General features: G+C 65.9%; 17 protein-coding genes. 10 read left to right on the top strand and 7 right to left on the bottom strand.

The window, feature by feature from the left end:
* The first annotated feature begins 37 nt into the window (after window positions 1–37).
* The 3 genes from ACODTA_RS25235 to ACODTA_RS25225 all read left to right on the top strand — a co-directional run bounded on the left by ACODTA_RS25235 (window position 38) and on the right by ACODTA_RS25225 (window position 4,175).
* Complete coding sequence (locus tag ACODTA_RS25235; protein WP_489069872.1) at window positions 38–796, top strand: SDR family NAD(P)-dependent oxidoreductase; 759 nt, start codon at window positions 38–40, stop codon at window positions 794–796.
* On the top strand, window positions 796–2,511 hold the full coding sequence (locus ACODTA_RS25230; protein WP_489069870.1) for a GMC family oxidoreductase: 1,716 nt from the start codon (window positions 796–798) through the stop codon (window positions 2,509–2,511). The genes ACODTA_RS25235 and ACODTA_RS25230 overlap by 1 nt, the downstream gene beginning before the upstream one ends.
* A gap of 83 nt (window positions 2,512–2,594) precedes the next feature.
* The gene (locus ACODTA_RS25225; protein ID WP_489069868.1) at window positions 2,595–4,175 is read left to right on the top strand and encodes an SMP-30/gluconolactonase/LRE family protein; all 1,581 of its coding nucleotides are present in this window, start codon (window positions 2,595–2,597) and stop codon (window positions 4,173–4,175) included.
* 33 nt (window positions 4,176–4,208) lie between these two features.
* On the opposite strand, the gene ACODTA_RS25220 is transcribed toward ACODTA_RS25225, so the two are convergent.
* The gene (locus ACODTA_RS25220; RefSeq protein ID WP_489069866.1) at window positions 4,209–5,276 is read right to left on the bottom strand and encodes a LacI family DNA-binding transcriptional regulator; all 1,068 of its coding nucleotides are present in this window, start codon (window positions 5,274–5,276) and stop codon (window positions 4,209–4,211) included.
* Window positions 5,277–5,672: 396 nt separating this feature from the next.
* Here ACODTA_RS25220 and ACODTA_RS25215 point away from each other — a divergent pair, with 396 nt between their 5' ends.
* From ACODTA_RS25215 to ACODTA_RS25200, 4 genes are all read left to right on the top strand, one after another.
* Window positions 5,673–7,049: an FAD-dependent oxidoreductase gene (locus ACODTA_RS25215; RefSeq protein ID WP_489069864.1), complete on the top strand. Its 1,377-nt coding sequence runs from the start codon at window positions 5,673–5,675 to the stop codon at window positions 7,047–7,049.
* On the top strand, window positions 7,043–7,849 hold the full coding sequence (locus tag ACODTA_RS25210; protein WP_489069862.1) for an L-iditol 2-dehydrogenase: 807 nt from the start codon (window positions 7,043–7,045) through the stop codon (window positions 7,847–7,849). The genes ACODTA_RS25215 and ACODTA_RS25210 overlap by 7 nt, the downstream gene beginning before the upstream one ends.
* A gap of 1 nt (window position 7,850) precedes the next feature.
* Window positions 7,851–9,284, top strand: a complete 1,434-nt coding sequence (locus ACODTA_RS25205; protein ID WP_489069860.1) for a mannitol dehydrogenase family protein — start codon at window positions 7,851–7,853, stop codon at window positions 9,282–9,284.
* A 73-nt stretch (window positions 9,285–9,357) separates the two neighbouring features.
* Entirely contained in the window at window positions 9,358–10,248 is an 891-nt protein-coding gene (locus ACODTA_RS25200) for an ROK family protein (RefSeq protein WP_489069858.1), read from the top strand.
* A gap of 126 nt (window positions 10,249–10,374) precedes the next feature.
* Here ACODTA_RS25200 and ACODTA_RS25195 read toward each other — a convergent pair whose 3' ends face one another.
* Window positions 10,375–10,746 (bottom strand): PRC-barrel domain-containing protein, encoded by a 372-nt coding sequence (locus tag ACODTA_RS25195; protein WP_489069856.1) that lies wholly within the window; start codon window positions 10,744–10,746, stop codon window positions 10,375–10,377.
* Window positions 10,747–11,053: 307 nt separating this feature from the next.
* On the opposite strand from ACODTA_RS25195, the gene ACODTA_RS25190 reads away from it, so the two are divergent.
* From ACODTA_RS25190 to ACODTA_RS25180, 3 genes are all read left to right on the top strand, one after another.
* Complete coding sequence (locus ACODTA_RS25190) at window positions 11,054–11,542, top strand: GFA family protein (protein ID WP_489069854.1); 489 nt, start codon at window positions 11,054–11,056, stop codon at window positions 11,540–11,542.
* A 92-nt stretch (window positions 11,543–11,634) separates the two neighbouring features.
* A complete protein-coding gene (gene gntA, locus ACODTA_RS25185; RefSeq protein ID WP_489069852.1) occupies window positions 11,635–12,345 on the top strand; it encodes a guanitoxin biosynthesis heme-dependent pre-guanitoxin N-hydroxylase GntA in 711 nt (236 codons plus the stop codon).
* On the top strand, window positions 12,335–12,922 hold the full coding sequence (locus ACODTA_RS25180) for a DUF1989 domain-containing protein (RefSeq protein ID WP_489069850.1): 588 nt from the start codon (window positions 12,335–12,337) through the stop codon (window positions 12,920–12,922). The genes gntA and ACODTA_RS25180 overlap by 11 nt, the downstream gene beginning before the upstream one ends.
* A gap of 48 nt (window positions 12,923–12,970) precedes the next feature.
* On the opposite strand, the gene ACODTA_RS25175 is transcribed toward ACODTA_RS25180, so the two are convergent.
* The 5 genes from ACODTA_RS25175 to ACODTA_RS25155 are packed head-to-tail and all read right to left on the bottom strand — an operon-like array spanning window position 12,971 to window position 19,522.
* Window positions 12,971–13,267, bottom strand: a complete 297-nt coding sequence (locus tag ACODTA_RS25175) for a GNAT family N-acetyltransferase (protein ID WP_489069848.1) — start codon at window positions 13,265–13,267, stop codon at window positions 12,971–12,973.
* 35 nt (window positions 13,268–13,302) lie between these two features.
* On the bottom strand, window positions 13,303–13,722 hold the full coding sequence (locus ACODTA_RS25170) for a secondary thiamine-phosphate synthase enzyme YjbQ (protein WP_489069902.1): 420 nt from the start codon (window positions 13,720–13,722) through the stop codon (window positions 13,303–13,305).
* 58 nt (window positions 13,723–13,780) lie between these two features.
* On the bottom strand, window positions 13,781–15,595 hold the full coding sequence (locus tag ACODTA_RS25165; RefSeq protein WP_489069847.1) for a response regulator: 1,815 nt from the start codon (window positions 15,593–15,595) through the stop codon (window positions 13,781–13,783).
* The gene (locus ACODTA_RS25160) at window positions 15,585–16,460 is read right to left on the bottom strand and encodes a CheR family methyltransferase (RefSeq protein WP_489069845.1); all 876 of its coding nucleotides are present in this window, start codon (window positions 16,458–16,460) and stop codon (window positions 15,585–15,587) included. The genes ACODTA_RS25165 and ACODTA_RS25160 overlap by 11 nt, the downstream gene beginning before the upstream one ends.
* Window positions 16,445–19,522 (bottom strand): response regulator, encoded by a 3,078-nt coding sequence (locus ACODTA_RS25155; protein ID WP_489069843.1) that lies wholly within the window; start codon window positions 19,520–19,522, stop codon window positions 16,445–16,447. The genes ACODTA_RS25160 and ACODTA_RS25155 overlap by 16 nt, the downstream gene beginning before the upstream one ends.
* Window positions 19,523–19,530 lie beyond the last annotated feature (8 nt).

Here is a 19,530-nt window from a genome sequence, read left to right as displayed (position 1 = left end):
CGGGCGCCCGGCCCGGACGGAAAAGGATATCCAAATCATGTCAGTCGAGCCCAATCAGCCCCTTCATGATCGGGTGGCGATCGTCACCGGCGGCGGCAACGGCATCGGCGGCGCGATCGCGAGCGCACTCGCCGCACGCGGCGCCAAGGTCGTGGTGAACGACATCGATGCCCAGCGCGCGCGCCGCAAGGCCGAGGAGATCGGCGATGGCGCCCTCGCCGCGCCGGGCGACGCGTCGTCCTCGGCGGACGTCTCGACGGTGGTCGCACAGGCGCTCGCGCGGTTCGGCAAGGTCGATATCCTCGTCAACAATGCCGGCATGGATCAGGCGGTGTCCATCCTCGACCTGGAAGAAGAGGACTGGGACCGGCTGATCGCGGTCAATCTGAAGAGCGCCTTCCTGTTCTCCAAGGCGGTGCTCCCGGGGATGATCGCGCGCGGCCATGGCCGGATCATCTGTACCTCGTCCGTCGTCGCGCATCGCGGCGCGATGAACGGCGGCATCCATTACGGCACCACCAAGGGGGGGATGCTCGGCTTCGCGCGCACCCTTGCGCGGCAGATGGCAAGGACCGGGATCACCGTGAACGCGATCGCGCCCGGCGTCGTCGATACCGACCTGATCCGGACGCACATGCCGGACGATGTCCGTGCCCGGGTGATCGAGGACATTCCGCTCGGCCGCCTCGCCGACCCGGCGGAGATCGGGCATGCCGTCGCCTTCCTGGCGTCCGACGAGGCCGCGTACATCACGGGCGCCACGCTCGACGTGAATGGCGGCTTCTGGATCGGGTGATGACCAGCATCGATTACATCATCGTGGGCGCGGGCAGCGCGGGCTGCGTGCTGGCGAGCCGCCTGTCCGAGGATCCGCGCCTGAACGTCCTGCTGATCGAAGCGGGCCGCGACCTGGCACCCGGGCGGGAACCGGCCGAATTTCTCGACATGTATCCCGGCATCGTCGCGTTCGATTCGGCCAATCACTGGTCCAACATCCGCGCGCGCGCATTGCCGATGACCGGCAACGATCTCTCCTCCGAACCGGCCCCGAAACGCTACGACCAGCCCAAGGTCGTGGGCGGCGGATCGAGCATCAACGGCCAGGCGGCCAATCGCGGAACGCGCGAGGATTATGACGAATGGGCCGATATGGGGGCTACGGGCTGGAGCTGGGACACCGTCCTTCCCTATTTCCGCAAGCTGGAGCGCGACCTGGATTTCGGCGGGCCGATGCACGGATCGGACGGCCCGATCCCGATCCACAGGATTCCGCGCGAACACTGGCCGGAATTCACGCACGCGGCGGAGCGCGCGTTGCTGGCGCGCGGCTTTCCGACGATCGACGATCAGAACGGATCGTTCGGGGACGGCGTGTTTCCCCTCGCCCTGTCCAATGACGGACGGCACCGGGTCTCGACGGCGCGCGGCTATCTGACGCAGGCGGTGCGCGACCGCCCCAATCTCAGGATCATGTCCGGCACCGAGATTTCGGGGCTGGTGCGTCGCGGCAACAGGGTGATCGGCGTCAGCATCGGCAGGGGCGGTGAAACCGCCGAAATCCTGGCGCGCGAAACCATCATATGCGCCGGCGCGCTGCAATCGCCAGCGATCCTGATGCGCGCGGGCATCGGCGCGGCGCCCCGGCTCCATGCACTGGGCATAGAGATTTGCGCGGACCTGCCGGGCGTCGGCCAGAACCTCCAGGAACATCCCGGCGTCTCGCTCTCGGCGCTGATCCGTCCGCATGCCCGGCTCGGCGGGAAAACCCGTCGCCACAGCCATATCGGCCTGCGCTACTCCTCCCGGATCGAAGGTTGCGAAGCCGGCGACATGTTCGCCATGGTCGCCACCAAATCGGCCTGGCACCCGCTGGGGGAACGGATCGGCACGCTGCTCTACTGGATCAACAAACCCTATTCCCGGGGGTTCGTCGATATCGAGGACGCGGATGGATCGAGCGGGCCGATCGCCAATTTCAACTGGTTCTCCGATCCGCGCGACCTCGATCGCCTGGTCGCATCGACCGTGATGATGGCGGCGGTCGCGGCATCGCCGGAACTGGCGCCGCATATCGTCGGCCCGTCCCCGTCGAGCTACAGCGGATGGGCGAAACGGCTCGGGCGGCGCAGTCTCTCCAACTATCTGATGACCGCGCCCGTCGCGCTGCTGCTCGACGCGATTCCGGCGTTGCAGCCCGCCTTCGTCAAGACATTCATCGGCGGGGGCCGAACGCTCGACAGTTTCGTGAAGGATCGCGCCGCGATCGAAGCCTTTGTCCGCGCCGGCGTCTTTGGCCAGTGGCACCCGTCAGGCACCTGCCGGATGGGCGCGGCCAACGATCGCCATGCGGTGACGTCGCCGGAAGACGGACGCGTGCACGGCGTGGAGGGGCTGCGCGTCGTCGATGCGTCGCTCATGCCCACCATACCGCGCGCCAATCTGAACATTCCCGTCATCATGATCGCCGAGCGGATGGCGGACCAGATCCGGCGAACGCAGGTATCGCAGTGATTTCGAGCCGGGTGATTCCACCGGCCCTGAAATCGCTCTAGGGTCGCCGGCGGAATCGCGCACGCCCTTGGATCGACCGCTCAATGCATGATTTGGATGAAAAGCAGACGGGAGGCGCGAACGCCGTTCGCCGCAGCCTGGCTGTCCTGCGCGCTGTCGCCGAGGCCGGCACCGACGTGACCGTCGCCGAACTGGTGGAACGCCTCAACCTCAAGAAGCCGACGGTGCACAGGCTCGTCGCCGCATTGGTGGAAGAGGAGTTCCTCCAGGCGGATTCGTCGCCGCAACGCCTGCGGCTCGGCCCCCTGTTCCTCGAACTCGCGCATTCGGTGTGGAGCCGGTTCGATATCCGCGGCGCGGCGGCGCCCGAGCTCGAAAGGCTGGCACGGGCGACGGGGCACACCGCGCGGCTGCTGACCCGCGCCAGCGACCGCCTCATCTGCGTGGAAGCCGCCCATGTCGGCGAACGCATCCGTGCGCTGGACGTTGGTTCGATGGAGGCGCTGCGCGGCTCGGCAGCGGGGCTCGTGGTCGGCGCCTTCTCGCACGCCGACATGCATGATCCCGATCCCGAGGAAGCGCTGACCAAGGCGCGTTATTACGCGATCGACGGCGATGCGCATTCGGGCTGGCGCTCGGTCGCCGCGCCGGTGTTCGACGAGCATGGCGAACCGGTCGGCGCGGTCGTTGTGACCGGCCCCGCGCATCTGCTCACCGACGAGCAGCTTCACGCCTTCGCCCCGCATGTCCTTGAGGCGGCGCGCAAGACTTCACGCGCCGCCGGCGGCTACCCCTTCGCGATCTCGCCCGACGAACAGGGCTCCGATGGCCGCACCGCCGCCGTCCGGCCGATCAGCCGCCTCGCCAACCTGATCGGGGATTCGCCGCTCTGGGTGGGCGAGACCGATACGCTCTACTGGATCGACATATTGGCGCCCGCGATCCTGCGGCTTGGCGCGGACGGCAAGACCGAGAGTTTCGCGATGCCCGACGTGATCGGCGCGCTCGTTCCCAGGCCCGATGGACAATTGGTCGCCGCCTTTTCCAACGCCATCGCGACCTTCGACCCGCGAACCAACACCCTGGGCAGCCGCGTCACCGTCGAAGGCGTGAATTTCGGCTATCGGTTCAACGACGGCGCGACGGATCGGCGCGGCCGGCTCTGGCTCGGCTGCGCCGACCCGTCTCGCGCGGGCGCGCATGGCAGGCTGCTCCGCGTCGAGGACGACGGCACGGTGGCGGCGGAGCTTTCGGGCCTCGGCCTGCCCAACGGCGTGGTCTGGTCCGACTGCGGCAGCCGCGTCTATCTGATCGATTCCGCGATGCGCCAGTTGCGCGCCTATCGCTATGACGAGGACCGGGGCCAGTTCGCCGATTTCGAGATCCTCCACCAGTTCCCGCCCGGCGGACCGCGCCCAGCGGGCCTCGCCATGTCGCCAGGGGGCAATCTCTGGACGGCCATCTGGGATGGCTGGGAGCTCGTCGAACTGAATCCCGCCGGCGAGATTCTCGACAGGATCGCGCTTCCCGTCCCTCGCCCGTCCGGACTCCGCTTCACCCGGGATGGCCGAAACCTGATCATCACCTCCGCCTCGGTGCGGCTGAGCCCCGCCCAGCTTCTCAAGGCCCCGCTGTCCGGCAGCGTCTTCATCTGCGAAGTGTGAAGGGCGCCCGCCTCCCGGGACGGGAGCCCGGCCTCAACGCGCGGTCGAGGCGCGGAGAACGAGTTCCGGAACGATACGCTCGGTGACGACCCGATCGTCCGCCGTGCCGCCGATCCGGTCGAGAAGCCGGCGCGTCGCGCGGCTCGCGACTTCCTGGAAGGGCAGCAGCAGCGTCGAAAGCGGCGGCGCCATGAAACGGGTGAAGGGATGATTGCCCCATCCCATCACCATCACATCCTCGGGGATCCTGAGGCCACGCTCGGTGAGCGCGCGGTACAGGCCAAGTGCATAATAATCGTCACCGACCACGAAAGCATCCGGCCGCCGACCGCGATCCAGCAGGTCGCTGACGACACGATAGGCGTCGTCGGCCTGCCAGGACTGGGAAACGCGGAACGCGCGGGCCGGCGGGACGAGGGCGAGTTGCTGCCGGGGATCGAAGGGCAATCCGTGCCGTTCGAGCGACCGCCGGAATCCCTCGCTGCGCAGCCGGATCGTGGAGAAGGGCATGTCTTCATCGACAAGGACCACATCCTTGGCGCCCTGCGCCAGAACGAAGTCGGTCGTGAGGCGAATGCCGGCCTCATTGTCGGCCGAGTAGAAATCGACACCCAGCTCGGGAAGTTCGCGGCTGACCAGGACAAGGGGAATGCCCGACTTGATCACGGGCGTCCACGCATCCGAACGCTCCTGCACAGGCGCCGCGATCAGGCCGTCCAGCCCCGATCGCAGAGCCCTGCCGATCGCCTCCCGCTCGCGTTCCGCCGATTCGTAGGAGAGAAGCAGCAACACGGTGTAGCCGGCCTGCTGCGCCTGAAGCTCCACCTCGCTGACCAGATCGGCGAAGAAGGGATTGGAGATGTTGCTGACGATCACGCCGATCGTCTTGCGTGAACCGAGCACCAGCGACCGTGCATGGACGTTGGGGACATAGCCGAGGCGTTCCGCCTCCGCCTTGATCAGGGCGCGCGTGGTCGCGCTGACGCCGGATTTGTCGTTGAGCGCGCGCGAGACCGTGTTGGCCGTCATGCCGACGGCATCCGCCAGATCCTGAAGCGTTGGCGGACGACGCCCGTTCCCTACATCCGCGATGGTCTTCACTCCAATGCAAGCCTGACGTGTAGCGGGGGGCGCAAGGCCTGCCAAGCCGGCCGGCAAGCGCGCGCAATTACATTAGCGCTATTGTGATCCATGACATTTCCCGGCCATCCCTATATGATGAACCAGAAGATCATCCACAAAAACTACCATTAAACAGCAATTTATATAATCTCCTCCACGGAGATTGAGCGGCGACACAAGCATCATTAGCGCTATTGCATTCCGATCGAATGCGCCTATCAACGTCGAAGGCCATGCCCTGGCCTTGATGAGGGAAGGACTGTCGATCGCCGGGCCACGCTGCCGATCGCCGGCGCGTAAGATCGCCTGCCCCATCATCCGGGCTCGCCGGGCAACAACCGGATCAAAGGAAAAAATGTGTCGGTGACATCAGGAATGAGGAATTCGATCCGGGAACCGGGCCGGGACGTGCCGGTGGCCGGCGACTATGATGTCATCGTATGCGGCGGGGGCCCCGCTGGCCTGATCGCCGCGGTCGCCGCCGCCCGCAATGGCGCGAACACCCTGCTGATCGAGCGCTATGGCTTTGTCGGCGGCATGTCGACGAGCGCCCTGGTGACCCCGATCAGCGAGTTCCGCCATTTCGGCAAGCAGCATATCGGCGGCATCCCGTTCGAACTCCTGCGGAAAGCGGCCGAACTCGGCGGCGCGGACGTCTCGCTTGAGAGCGGCAACTATCCCGTCAACGACGAAATGCTGAAACTCGCGGCCCAGCGCCTGCTGCTCGAAAGCGGCGTGACCCTGCTCTATCACTCCTGGTTCTCGGACTGCGTGGTGGAGGGAGACCGCGTCACCCATGTCATCGTCCAGAACAAGGCCGGCCGCGTCGCCTATGGCGCCGATGTCTTCATCGATTGCACCGGCGATGCGGACCTTGTGCGCGCGGCGGGCTTTCCGACCACCAAGGGCGACGTCCTGCAGCCCGCGACGCTGTGGTTCCAGTTGGGCGGCGTCGATACCGACGCGCTGGACTATCTCTTTCGCGACGCGGTCGACGGGATGCTGCCGGTCTCCGCCGACATTCGCGACCGGCTGCTCGCGCTCAACGAACAAGGCGAGATCCCGATCTTCGGGGGGCCCTGGATCAACAAATTCTTCCGCGATGGCATGGTCAGCATCAATGTGCTGCGCGAAGCGACGGATGCCAGCGATCCGGAATGGTTCACGAAGACCGAATGCAGCCTGAGGGAAAACCTGCAACTCATCATCGAAGTCCTGCGCCGGGAGTTTCCGGAATTCCGCGACTGCTGGCTGGCGAAGTCGGGCATCCAGACCGGCGTGCGGGAATCCTATCATATCGTGGGACTCTACGAGCTTCAGCGGGACGACATCCTGTTCCCGAAGGCCTTTCCCGATACGATCGCGAAGGGCGCGCACGTCATTGATATCCATGCGAGCGACAGCAACGACCAGAACGGCCTGGTCGTCCCACGGCAGGAATATAACGTCCCCCTCCGCTGCCTGGTGCCGCAAGGCAGCGTCAACCTCATCACGGCGGGACGATGCCTCAGCGCGGACGGCCCCGGTTTCGGCTCGGTGCGCGTGATGGCCACATGCATGGCGATGGGCCAGGGCGCGGGCACCGCGGCGGCGCTCTGCAACAAGCACGGCTACAGCATGTCCGACATGAACTTCACGCATCTGCGCGAAACCCTGATCGCGCAAGGCGCCGTCGTGGATTTCGACAATGTCGTCGCCCCGAAGGCCCCGATCGAACTGACGATCTACCCGGCGGTGAAAGCGGCATGCTGAAAGCGGCGCCCTCGGAAGAGGCGCGCCTCTCCAGGCTGGCGGGAAAAACCGCGCTGATCACCGGCGCGGCGCGCGGCATCGGCCTGGCATTCGCCCGCGCCTATATCGCCGAAGGCGCGACGGTCGCGCTCGCCGATATCGATGGCGAGCGCGTCCGGACAGCCGCCGCTACGCTTGGCCCCTCGGCGGTCGCGGTCGAGATGGACGTGACCCGGCAGGCATCGATCGACGCGGGCTTCGCCGCCGCGATCGCAAAGCTCGGCACACTCGATATTCTGGTGAACAACGCCGCGCTTTTCACCGCGGCGCCGATCGCCGAAATCGCGCGCGCGGACTATGAGCGGGTCTTCGCGGTGAATGTGGCGGGCAGCCTGTTCTGCCTGCAGGCGGCCGCCCGCCACATGATCGAGCGCGGGCGCGGCGGAAAGATCATCAACATGGCAAGCCAGGCCGGCCGGCGGGGCGAACCGCTGGTCGCGGTCTATTGCGCGGCGAAGGCGGCGGTGATCAGCCTGACCCAGTCCGCCGGGCTCGACCTCATCCGCCACGGCATCAACGTCAATGCGATCGCGCCCGGCGTCGTCGACGGCGAACATTGGGACGGCGTGGACGCTGAGTTCGCCCGGCTCGAAAACCGGCCGCCGGGAGAGAAGAAGCGGCTGGTGGAGCGCGCGCTGCCGATCGGCCGCATGGCCGGGGCCGGCGACCTGACGGGCATGGCGATCTTTCTGGCAAGTTCGGAAGCGGACTATATCGTGGCGCAAACCTATGGCGTCGACGGCGGCAACTGGATGGCATGAGATGAGCCCTTCCCAGCCCAGATATGATCGCGCCCGGCTGACGCCCGGGATCGTCCATATCGGCCTCGGCAATTTCCACCGCGCCCATATGGCGGTCTATCTCGACGATCTGTTCGCGCTCGGCGAAGATGCCGATTGGGCGATCCTCGGCGCGGGCGTTCGTCCGCACGATGCTCATACGCGCAAGGCACTCAAGGCGCAGGACTGCCTGTCGACGGTGATCGAACTCGATCCGGAAGGGAAAACCGCCCGGCGTGTCGGTGCGATGATCGACTTCATCGAGGTGGATCCAGCCAATACCGCACTGATAGCGGCGATGTGCCGGCCGGAGATCCGGATCGTCTCGTTGACCATCACCGAGGGCGGCTATTTCATCGCCCCGGCGAGCGGCCGGTTCGATCCGACCGATCCGGACATGATCGAGGACGCCCGGAACCCGGACCGGCCGGCCACCGCGTTCGGCGCGATCGTCGCGGCGCTGAAGCGGCGTCGCGACGCCGGCACTCCCCCCTTCACCGTGCTTTCCTGCGACAATCTGCCGGGCAATGGCGATGCGGCAAGCGCCGCGACGATCGGGCTGGCGCGCCTGTCCGATCCCGATCTCGCCGATTGGATCTCCGCCCATGTCGCCTTCCCCAATGCCATGGTCGACCGGATCGCACCGGCGACGGGTGCGCGCGAACGCGCGATGGCGGCCACCTTCGGCCTTGCCGACGATCCGGTGCCGGTCACGTGCGAACCCTTCCGCCAATGGGTGGTTGAAGACAGGTTTCCGTCAGGACGCCCAGCGCTCGAGAAAGTCGGCGTCACCTTCACCGATCGGGTCCACGCCTTCGAGACGATGAAGCTCCGCATCCTCAACGGCGGCCATGCGATCATCGCCTATCCGGGTGGCATCAGGGGCATCGAACATGTCCATGAAGCGATGGCGGACAGGACGATCGCCGCCTTTCTCGACAAGGTCCAGGCCGACGAGATCCTGCCTGTCGTGCCCCCGGTACCCGGCCTGGACCTGTCGGAATATAAGAGGCAGGTCATCCAGCGCTTCTCCAATCCGGAGATCGCCGACACCGTGCGACGCCTGTGCTTCGACGGTTCGAACCGGCAGCCCAAGTTCATCATTCCTTCGATCCGCGACGCCCTGGCCAGGGGCATCATGCCCGGCGGGCTGGCCCTCGCAAGCGCGATGTGGTGCCGCTATTGCCATGGCGTCGACGAGCGCGGACAGATCATCGCACCGAATGATCCCGATTGGGAGGAACTGACGGCAATGGCGCGACAGGCACGGCACGACCCCGCCCGCTGGATCGGCATGCGTGCGATCTACGGCGACCTGGCGGACAATCAGGCCTTCGCGACCGCATTTGCCGAAGCCCTGGAGCTGATCTGGGATCAGGGCGTCGACATCGCCATGGCGCATTATCTCGGGAGCTGACGCCGATGTCGAACCCTGCCCGCCCAACCGATCATTCGGCAAGCCCGTATCGCGCCGCGCGGGACATTGCGGAATGACGCTTTCTCCGCTCGTCGCCGGTCTCGAGCTGGGCGGGACCAAATGCGTCGCGATCCTCGCGACCGGCCCTGACGATATCCGGGCGCGTCAGACCGTTCCGACGGCCGATCCCGTCACGACGCTCGCCGCGCTCGAAGCTGTTTTGGACGGATGGCAATTCGATGCGATCGGCGTGGCGAGTTTCGGACCACTCGACCTCAACCCCGCCAGCCCCGGTTTCGGATCGATCAGCCGAACCACCAAGCCCGGCTGGACGGGCGCCGATCTGGTCAGGCGCCTCACCGCTCGCTACGCCAAGCCGCTGGCGATCCAGACCGACGTGATCGCCGCCGCCTTCGCCGAAGGTCGCTGGGGCGCGGCGCAAGGGCTTTCCAGCCATTGCTACATCACGATCGGCACCGGCGTGGGCGTCGGGCTCATTTCAGGGGGCCGGCCCGTGGAAGGCTTTTCGCATGGCGAAGCCGGACATATGCGCGTGGCGCGCGCCAAGGGTGATGATTTTGCGGGCTGGTGCCCCTTCCATGGCGATTGCGTCGAGGGACTGATCTCCGGCCCCGCGCTGGCCGACCGTTTCGGCCGCTCCGGCGAAACCCTTCCCGACGACGGACCGGAATGGGACGCGTTTGTCCACGACCTGACCGGATTGCTCCACAATCTCGTCGTGGTGGCCGCGCCCGAGCGTTTCGCGATCGGCGGCGGCGTGATGGCCACGCGCGAGCGGCTTTTCCCCCGGCTCCGCGCGAGACTGGCCGCCAGTATCGGCGGCTATGGATCGCTCTCTGCCTATGTCCAAGAGCTGGATCGCCGCCTGGGCGCGCCCGGCCTCGGTCCATTGGCTGGACCAATGGGGGCGATCGCGATGGGGCTTGAGAACCTCGGCCCATAGATCGCCCCGGCTATCGGCCCCGGTCTGGAGAGAGCCGCACAGCATTGTGCGGACCCTCGCAGAGACCGGCCTTCCTTGCCCTTCCGACCGTTCGCCGGGCGCCCGTGAAACGGATCAGGCCAGAGATCAGAAGGGATAGTTCACCCCGTAATAGCCATAGACCTCCCGGCCATAATCGCGGTCGAAAGCAGGTTCTCTGTCGCTCGCGTAGCGCGGCGCCTTTTCGAGCATGGCCCTGTCGAGATTGACGGCATAGCCGCCCTGGGCGGTATCGTAAGTGAGGACATCCCAGGGAAGCGGATAATAGTCGCTGCCGAGCCCGAACAATCCGCCGAACTGGAGCACGGCATATTCGACCCGGCCCGATCGCTTGTCGACCATGAAGTTATAGATCGAACCCAGCTTCTCCCCGTCCCGGTTGTAGACATTGGTGCCCTCGACCTTGTTCGAGGCGATGAGGCGGCTGGTTTCGTCGGTGGCGATATCGGTCTGTACCATGTGGATTCTCCTCGCGGCGGTGGGTTAGGATCCAACGCAGGAGCAGACCTCGTCTTTCCACCCGGCGGCGGCCAATCGCCGGAACGCCCTGCGAGCCGGACCAGAGCTGTACGAACCGGCCGATAAATCCGTGTTTCATTGACCCAATATCGGCCGGCATGGACACAATCCCCGATTGTGCGGCGCAGCATGATCCATGCCGCATGAACCACGACGAAGCGGCCATCGCGTCCGGGAACTTTCACCCGGCCTCACAATTCAACCCTGACCGTCCATAACGCGGCGACATCGCCCGAAAGGAGCTGCAATGCCCGTGAAGCTCAACGGATCGTGCCGGTGCGGCAATGTGCGCTTCTCCGTCGACAGCCATGCCCCCGTGCCGTTCATGCGCTGCTATTGTTCGATATGCCGCAAGACCGCCGGCGGCGGCGGATATGCGATCAATCTCCACGCCGATAAACGCACGCTGACAGTCGAGGGCGCCACGAGCGTGTTTCACGCGGAGCTCGACGACGGACATGGGGGGTGCCGCGTCAGCACGGGCGAGCGGCACTTTTGCGCGCAATGCGCCAGCGCGCTCTGGGTCTTCAGCCCGGAATATCCCGAGCTCGTTCATCCCTTCGCATCGGCGATCGATACCGAACTGCCGAAGCCCCCGTCGCTCGTCCATATGATGCTCTCCTCAAAGGCGACATGGGTCGAGCCGGAAATCGGCCCGCAGGATCAATGTTTCGAGGAATATCCCGAAGACGCGCTCGAGGACTGGCATCGGGCGCATGGCCTGTGGATCGACTAGCCGCGCACCCGTCTTCGCATCAGCCTTCGCCATCAACATAGGTTAAGCTGATAAAATGAAACAATTTATTCGACTTCGACGTTGAGAGCCACATGCTGAAACCGACCGACGATTCCACGCATCCCCTTGCCCGCTCATTCCAAGCCTTCGTCAAGGCAGACAGCTTTCCCTGTGTCGGCGCCAAATCGGCGCTCGGACGCGGGAAAATGCGTTTTGTCGTCGGCAAGGAGATCGGGTCGGCATGGGACGATCTGCGCATCTACCCCAACCTGCTCGACCTGGTTCAGGACTATCGGGCCGATCCGACACTGTTCCAGTCGCTCGTCGTGCTGTTCGAGAATGATGCCGGGCTGGACGAGGCCGCGTTCGAGCACAATCTCTGGGCGCGGCTCCAGTCGCTCAGCGACAAGGACGAATGGCTTGGGCAAAGGCCCGATCCGCGCGTCAGCGCGGATCCGGAAGATCCACACTTTTCCCTGAGCTTTGGCGGAGAGGCCTTTTTCGTTGTCGGCCTTCACCCGCATGCAAGTCGCCCCGCCCGGCGCTTCGAGCGCCCCGCGCTGGTCTTCAACCTTCACGACCAGTTCGAGCGGCTGCGCGAACAGGGGCGTTACGACAAACTGCGCGAAGCCATCATCACGCGCGATGTGGCATTGGCGGGCACGCCCAATCCTATGCTGGCGCGACACGGCGCGATATCGGAGGCACGGCAATATAGCGGCCGCGAGGTCGGGCCGGATTGGCAATGTCCGTTCCGCGGCCGCAAGGAAGGACAGCCCAAGGGAGAACAGGATGCCGCATAGGATCGCTCCACGCACGGGCGTCGCCTTCGAATTGCCGAAGGGTGCGCTGCTTTCGGTGATCGATCCGAGCGGCGAACAGGTCGCCGACCTTCTCGCCTTTCGCCGCGACGACGTGCGCGAGGTACTGTCCTCGGGCCGTACGCTCGATTATGCTGGCCGCATCTATCTCACCACCGGCCACAAGCTTTATTCCAACCGCAGCAACATATTGCTGGAGATCGTCCATGACGATGTCGGACGGCACGATTTCCTGCTCACGCCATGTTCCAGCGACACGTTTCGGATCATCTATGGTGACGAGGACCCGCATCATGGCTGCTTCGGCAATCTCGCATCGGCGCTTGCTCCCCATGGCATCGCACCGGACGATATTCCCGTGGCGTTCAACTGCTTCATGAATGTGCCGATCGACGCTGTGACCGGCGCCTTGCGCGTCGATCCGCCATTGAGCGTTGCTGGAGATCGCATCGTCTTCAGGGCGGAGGAAGACCTTGTGATCGGCCTCACCGCCTGCTCGGCGCCGCAATCCAACAACGGATCGTTCAAGCCGATCGATTACGAAATTTCCCACCCCTAGGTTCGAGGTTGGTTGCGGGGTCAGATTCTCATTACCGGGCGGCAATGTTTACCCCGGTGCATCGGCCGCAAGAAGATCCTGTTCCTCGGGATGCCTGTCGAGATAGGCGGAGACGAACTCGCAGAGCGGAACCACCTTCAACCCCTGGGCACGAACGTCCGCCAACGCACCCCTGATCAGCCGGCTGGCGACACCCTTGCCCTTCAGTGCGCCCGGCACTTCGGTATGGGTGAAGACAATGGCGCCTTCGCGACGTTCATAACATGCGATGCCCAGTTCGCCGTCCACCATCAGCTCGTAACGGCCGGCTTCCACGTTGTTTCGTACTTCTGCATGTTCGGTCATCAGGCCTGTTCCTTCCAAACCATGGCGCGAACGGATCATTCACCCAGCAGGTGGAGCGCGATGGAGCGCCGATGCGGCCGCCGCCTGTGCTCGAACAGGTAGATGCCCTGCCACGTTCCCAAGGCGAGGCCGCCGTCGATCAGCGGGATCGACAATTGCACCTGGGTGAGTGCGGTGCGCAGATGCGCCGGCATATCGTCCGGCCCCTCGTCGTCATGCGCATAGGCTGCCGGGTCCTCGGGCGCGATGCGCGCGAAATATCTTTCAAGATCGGCACGCACCTCCGGCGCCGCATTCTCCTGGATCAGCAGCGAAGCGGAGGTGTGCCGGCAAAAGATCGTGAGCAGCCCCTGTACGAGTTGGGCATCCTCGACCCATGAGGAGATGCGATCGGTGATCTCGACCAGGCCTTGGCCGCTGGTCTGGATCGACAAGCTTGTGGTGAACTGCCGGATCGCCATTCGGCCCTCCTGAAAATCGTCTGGCATGTCCGGCATGTGCGGCGAATCCGGATCAGGCCACCTGAACCAGCGCCTTCGCAGTCATGTCGAGCAAGATCGCTGTCGAGAAGGGTTTGGTGACGATCGAGACTGTCTCGAAACCCTCGGGCAAATTCTCCCGGCCATAGCCGCTGACGAACAGGAAGGGTACGCCGCGCGCGGCAAGCGCGGCGGCGATGTCGTCCACCGTCTCGCCCTGCAGGTTGCCGTCGACCAGCGCGACTTCGGGACCGGCATCGTCGATCAGCGCCAGCGCCTGCCTGGCGGTCGCCGCCGGACCGATCACCTCCGCGCCGGCATCGGCCAGGATCGTCGCCAGTTCCAGCGCAACCAGCGGCTCGTCCTCGACGACGAGGATGCGCCTCCCGCGCAGCGATCCGCCACCGCTCGACTGCTGCGCCGCCTTCACCGCCTGTTCGAACCGGCGCGGCCGGGCTGGTGCGCGCGGGCGCGTGGACGCGCCGTGCGGCAGCGACAATGTCCAGCGCATGCCCGGCCCCGTATAATCGGGCACCGCGCTGCCGCCCTCGGCGCGCAGGCTGCGTTCGATCAGCGCGGTGCCGAACCCCTTGCGCGTCGGCGGAGAGACGGCGGGGCCGCCGCTTTCCACCCAGTCGATGCGGAGCGTTCCGTCCACCACGTCCCAGTCGAGCGTCACCCGCCCTTCCGGAACCGAGAGCGCGCCATATTTATGCGCGTTGGTCGCCAGTTCGTGGATGACGAGCGCCAGGTGCAGCGCGGGTTCGGGCGCCAGTTCCAGATCGGGCCCGTTCGCCGCGAAGCGCGCGGGATCGATCGTGCCGATCTCGCGCTGCCCCTCGATCAGCTCGCTCAGCCGCGCACCCTGCCAGGTGGTGTCGCTCAGCAACCCGTGCGCGCGCGCCAGCGAATGGATGCGGCCGATAAAGGTCGGCGCGAAATCCGACGGGCCGGATGAATGGCGCAGCGTCTGCGTCGCGATCGCCTGGACGGAGGCGAGCGTGTTCTTCACCCGGTGGTTGAGCTCGCCGATCAGCAGCCGTTGCGTTTCCTCGGCCCGCCTGCGGTCGGTGACGTCCAGGATCTGCGCATTGACCGAAACGAGCCGGCCCAGCGCATCGAGCAGCGCCGAACAATAGACGTCGCAATCCAGCACCACGCCCTCGGCCGTGCGCATCCGCAGCGCGCCGGTCTCGCGCAGCGATCGCCCCTCGATCATCGCCTGCATCAGCGCGGCGAAGCGCGCGGCATCGTCGCTGTCGATCCAGTGCAGTTCCCCGCCGCGAAAACCCGCCACTTCGGGCGCGCGCCAGCCGAACATGCGCTCCGCGCCCTTGGACCAGCCGATGATCCGCGCCTCCGCGTCGAACTCGACCACGGCCAGCGGCGAATTGTCGATATGCGCGTTGAGCCGGGCGAGCGCCGCGGCATGGCGGTCGCGCTGGCGCGCGAGCTCGCGGCGCTGCGCGAACAGCTCGACGAACACGTCCACCTTGTTGCGCACGATCTGGGTATCGACGGGCTTGAGCAGATAATCGACCGCGCCCGCCTCGAATCCCCGGAAGCGGCGGCGCTCGTCGGTGGCGACGGCGGTCAGGAAGATGATCGGTACGCCGCGCGTCCGCTCGGTGCCGCGCATCAGCTCGGCCAGCTCGAACCCGTCCATGCCCGGCATCTGCACGTCGAGCAGCGCCAGCGCGACATCATTGACGAGCAGCAGCTCCAGCGCCTCCTCGCCCGATGCCGCCTTCAGCATCTCCAGCCCGTCGCGCTTCAGCAACGCTTCCAGCGCGACCAGGTTTTCAGGCACGTCGTCCACCGCCAGGATGGTGACCGGATCACGCAGCATGGATCGCCTCCCGCATGTTCACCGCATTGCGCCGGTAGATCTTCTCGTCCGGATCGAAATCGGCGAACCGGTCCGAAACGGTCGAGAAGCGCAGGCTTTCGCGCGCGCCCAGCCCCAGGAAGCCGCCGCGCACCAGCGAATCCCCGAACAGGCCCAGCGCGCGATCCTGCAGCGCGCGGTCGAAATAGATGAGCACGTTGCGGCTGGAGACGAGCTGCACCTCGCTGAACACCGCATCGGTCGCCAGGCTGTGTTCGGCGAACACCGCGCGCGCGCGCAGCGACCGGTCGAACACCGCCGATCCATAGCCCGTGGTGTAATAATCGGAGAGCGAGGTCCTGCCGCCCGAGCGGCGATGATTTTCGGTGAACTGGGCGATGCGGTCGAGCCCGTAGATCCCGGCTTCGGCCGCCTGCAGCGCGGCCGGGCTGATATCGGTGCAATAGAAGATCGTGCGATCCTCCAGCCCCTCCTCGCGGAACAGGATCGCCAGCGAATAGAATTCCTCGCCATTGGCGCAGCCCGCGATCCACACTTTCAGCGAGGGATAGGTGCGCAGGTGCGGCACCACCTTTTCGCGCAGCGCGCGGAAATATTCGGGATCGCGGAACATCTCGCTCACCTGGATGGTCAGGAAGCCCATCAGCCCGGCGAAGATCGCGGGATCGCGCAGCACCAGATGCTGGAGCTGCGACAGGCTCTCGCAGCCGAAGCGCGCCCGCGCCCGCGCCAGCCGGCGATGCAGCGATCCGCGCGAATAGCCCCGGAAATCATGATGATGATGACGCCAGATCGCATCGAGCAGCAGGTCCAGCTCGATCTCCTCATGCGGCAGGACGGCCTCTTCGTTCATCGCGGCATCCACACGCGCACCAGGCTCAGCACCTTGTCGACATCCAGCGGCTTGGCCAGATAATCGTTGGCGCCGGCATCCAGGCAATCCTGCTGGTCGCGCGCCATCGCCTTGGCGGTCAGCGCGATGATCGGCAGCCCGCCATGTTCGGCGCGGCTGCGGATCTCGCGCGTCGCGGTCAGCCCGTCCATCTCGGGCATCATCACGTCCATCAGCACAAGGTCGAAAGGCTGGCAGAGCTTGCGTTCCGCCTCGTCGAGCGCGGTCAGCGCCTCGCGGCCGTTGCGCGCGATCCGGATCTTCACGCCATGCGGCTCGAAGATGCTGGTGAGCGCATAGACGTTGCGGATATCGTCCTCGACCACCAGAATGTGCCGCCCCTCCAGCGCGGCGTCGCGGTTGAGTGACTTCACGATCAGTTGCTGCTGCTGCTCGGGCAGCTCGGACACCATCTGGTGCAGGAACAGGGTCACCTCGTCGAGCAGCCGCTCGGGCGATTTCGCGCCCTTCACGATGATCGACTTGGAATAGCGCCGCAGCCGGAATTCCTCGTCGGCATTCAGGTCTCGTCCGGTATAGACGATCACCGGCGGGAAACCGACGCTGTCGTCGGCGCTCAGCCGGTCGAGCAGGTCCAGCCCCGATGCGTCGGGCAGGTTGAGGTCGAGCACCATGCAGTCGAAGGTCTGTTCGCCCAGCCGCTCGAAGCACTGGGCGGCCGAATGCGCCTCCACCGTCTCGACATCGCGCGACGCCAGCAGCAGCCGCACGCTTTCGGCCTGTTGCGCGTCGTCCTCCACCACCAGCACGCGGCGCATGCGCTGCGCCATGCGCGCCTCCAGCCCCTCCAGCATCTCGACAAGCTGTTCGCGCTTCACCGGCTTGAACAGATAGCCGATCGCGCCGCTCGACAGCGCCGCCTGGCTGGCGTCGTCGACCGAGACGACATGGACGGGAATATGGCGCGTGCGCACGTCGCGCTTGATCCGGTCGAGCACCGAAAGCCCGGTATGATCGGGCAGGTTCATGTCCAGGATCACGGCATGCGGGATATATTGCCGCGCCATCAGCGCGCCTTCGTCGGCGGTGCCCGCCACCAGGCACTGGAAACCCTGTTCGCGCGCGATATCGCACAGGATGCGCGCGAATGCCGGATCGTCCTCGACGATCAGGATCGTGCGCTTGTCGCCCGCAAGCTGCTCGCGATCGTCGCCGGCGGGCATATGCCCCTGCGAGCGTTTCGGCCGGACCGGCCTGGGCGCGGGCATGGGCGGCGACGGCAGCGGCCTCGCCCCCTCGAAGTCGCGCGGCAGCACCAGCGTGAAGGCGCTGCCCTGGCCCCTGGCGCTGGCGACCGAGATCTCGCCGCCCAGCAGCCGCGCCAGCTCGCGCGAGATCGAGAGGCCAAGGCCGGTGCCGCCATATTTGCGGCTGACCGTCCCGTCGGCCTGGCGGAACGCCTCGAAGATCAGCCCCTGATCCTCTGGCGCGATGCCCACGCCGGTATCGCGCACGGTGAAGGCGATGCGGCCATCCTCCTGCTCCGCCACCGCCAGCGTCACCGTGCCGGCATCGGTGAACTTGACTGCGTTGGAAAGGAAGTTCTTGAGCACCTGCTCCACGCGCAGCGCATCGGTCTCGAACGCCTCGGGCAGGCCCGGCCCGGTCTCGGTCACGAACATCAGCCCCTTCGCCTCGGCGGCGGGCGCGAACACCGCTTCCAGCTTGGCGATCATGCCCCGGATCGCGACCGGTGCGGGCTCCAGGTCGATCTTGCCCGCCTCGATCTTCGAAATGTCGAGGATATCGTTGATCAGCGTCAGCAGGTCGTTGCCCGACGTCTCGATCGTCTCGGCATGCTTCACCTGCTCGGCGCTCAGATTGCCCGCCCGGTTCTCCGCCAGCAGCCGCGCCATGATCAGCAGCGAATTGAGCGGCGTGCGCAGTTCATGGCTCATATTGGCCAGGAATTCGGATTTGTAGCGGCTCGCCCGTTCCAGCTCGCCCGCCTGGTTTTCCAGCGAGACCTGGCTGCGCGTCAGATCGTCGCGCTGCACTTCCAGTTGACGGGCCTGTTCCTCGAGCTGGGCGTTGGTCTGCTCCAGTTCGGCCTGCTGCGCCTCCAGCCGCGCCGCCGCATCCTGCAGCTGGCGGCTCTGCGCCTCCAGTTCCTCGTTATTGGCGCGCAGTTCCTCGCTCTGGACCTGGAGCTCCTCGGCCTGTTGCTGCGTCTCCTCCAGCAATTCGCGCAGCCTTGCGCGATATTTGCCCGATCGGATCGAGACACCAAGCTGGCCAGACACGCGATCGAGCAATTCCTGCGCGCGCGCGCCGCCGCCGCCGCGGAAGCCCAGCTCGATCACCGCATTCACGGCGCCATCGGCGCGCGTGGTCGCGATCACCAGCCGGGCGGGTTTTGCGCGGCCGAAGGCGGATCCAAAATAGAGATAATCATCGGGCACCTGATCGATCACGAAGCCGCGATCCTCGGCCGCCGCCTGGCCCAGCAGCCCGTCGCCGGGCAGGAAGCGTTCGGGCACGGGCGCATCGGCGGGCACGCCATAGGTCGCATGGCGGCGGAAACCCTCGCCATTGCGGATGAACAGCGCGCCGGCATCGGCATCGAGATAATCGACCAGGAAATCGAGCGCGCTTTTCGCGAGTTCGTCGAGCGGCTGTTCGCCGCCCACCGCCCGCGCCAGCCCTACCTGTCCCGATTGCAGCCATTCCTGATGCGCGATCGCCAGCCGGTTGCGGATGAACAGCGCGCCGATGATCGCCAGGATCCAGGTGACGCCCACGCCGAGCGAGCGATTGACGATCGCCACATTTGGATCGACGCCTTCGGGCGCCATCGCGAAACCGACGATCACGAGCAAGGTCGCGAGCGCGGCGACCACCAGCGGCGCCTGTTGGCGCGGCGCCAAATATGCGCCGACGACGGGTAACAGATAGGCGACCCAAACGGCCGTCCCCAGCGGAAAAATCAGATCCGCGGCAAAAGGCAGGGCCAACAGCAGCGCGACGACGGCATAAACCCACGGGGCCCGGTCGCGAGAGGTGAAGCTGGACATCAATTGCC

The organism is Sphingomonas sp. FG14, assembly GCF_057809675.1.
The sequence above is the reverse complement of the archived record's forward strand: the minus strand, read 5'-3'. Positions and strand labels throughout refer to the sequence as shown.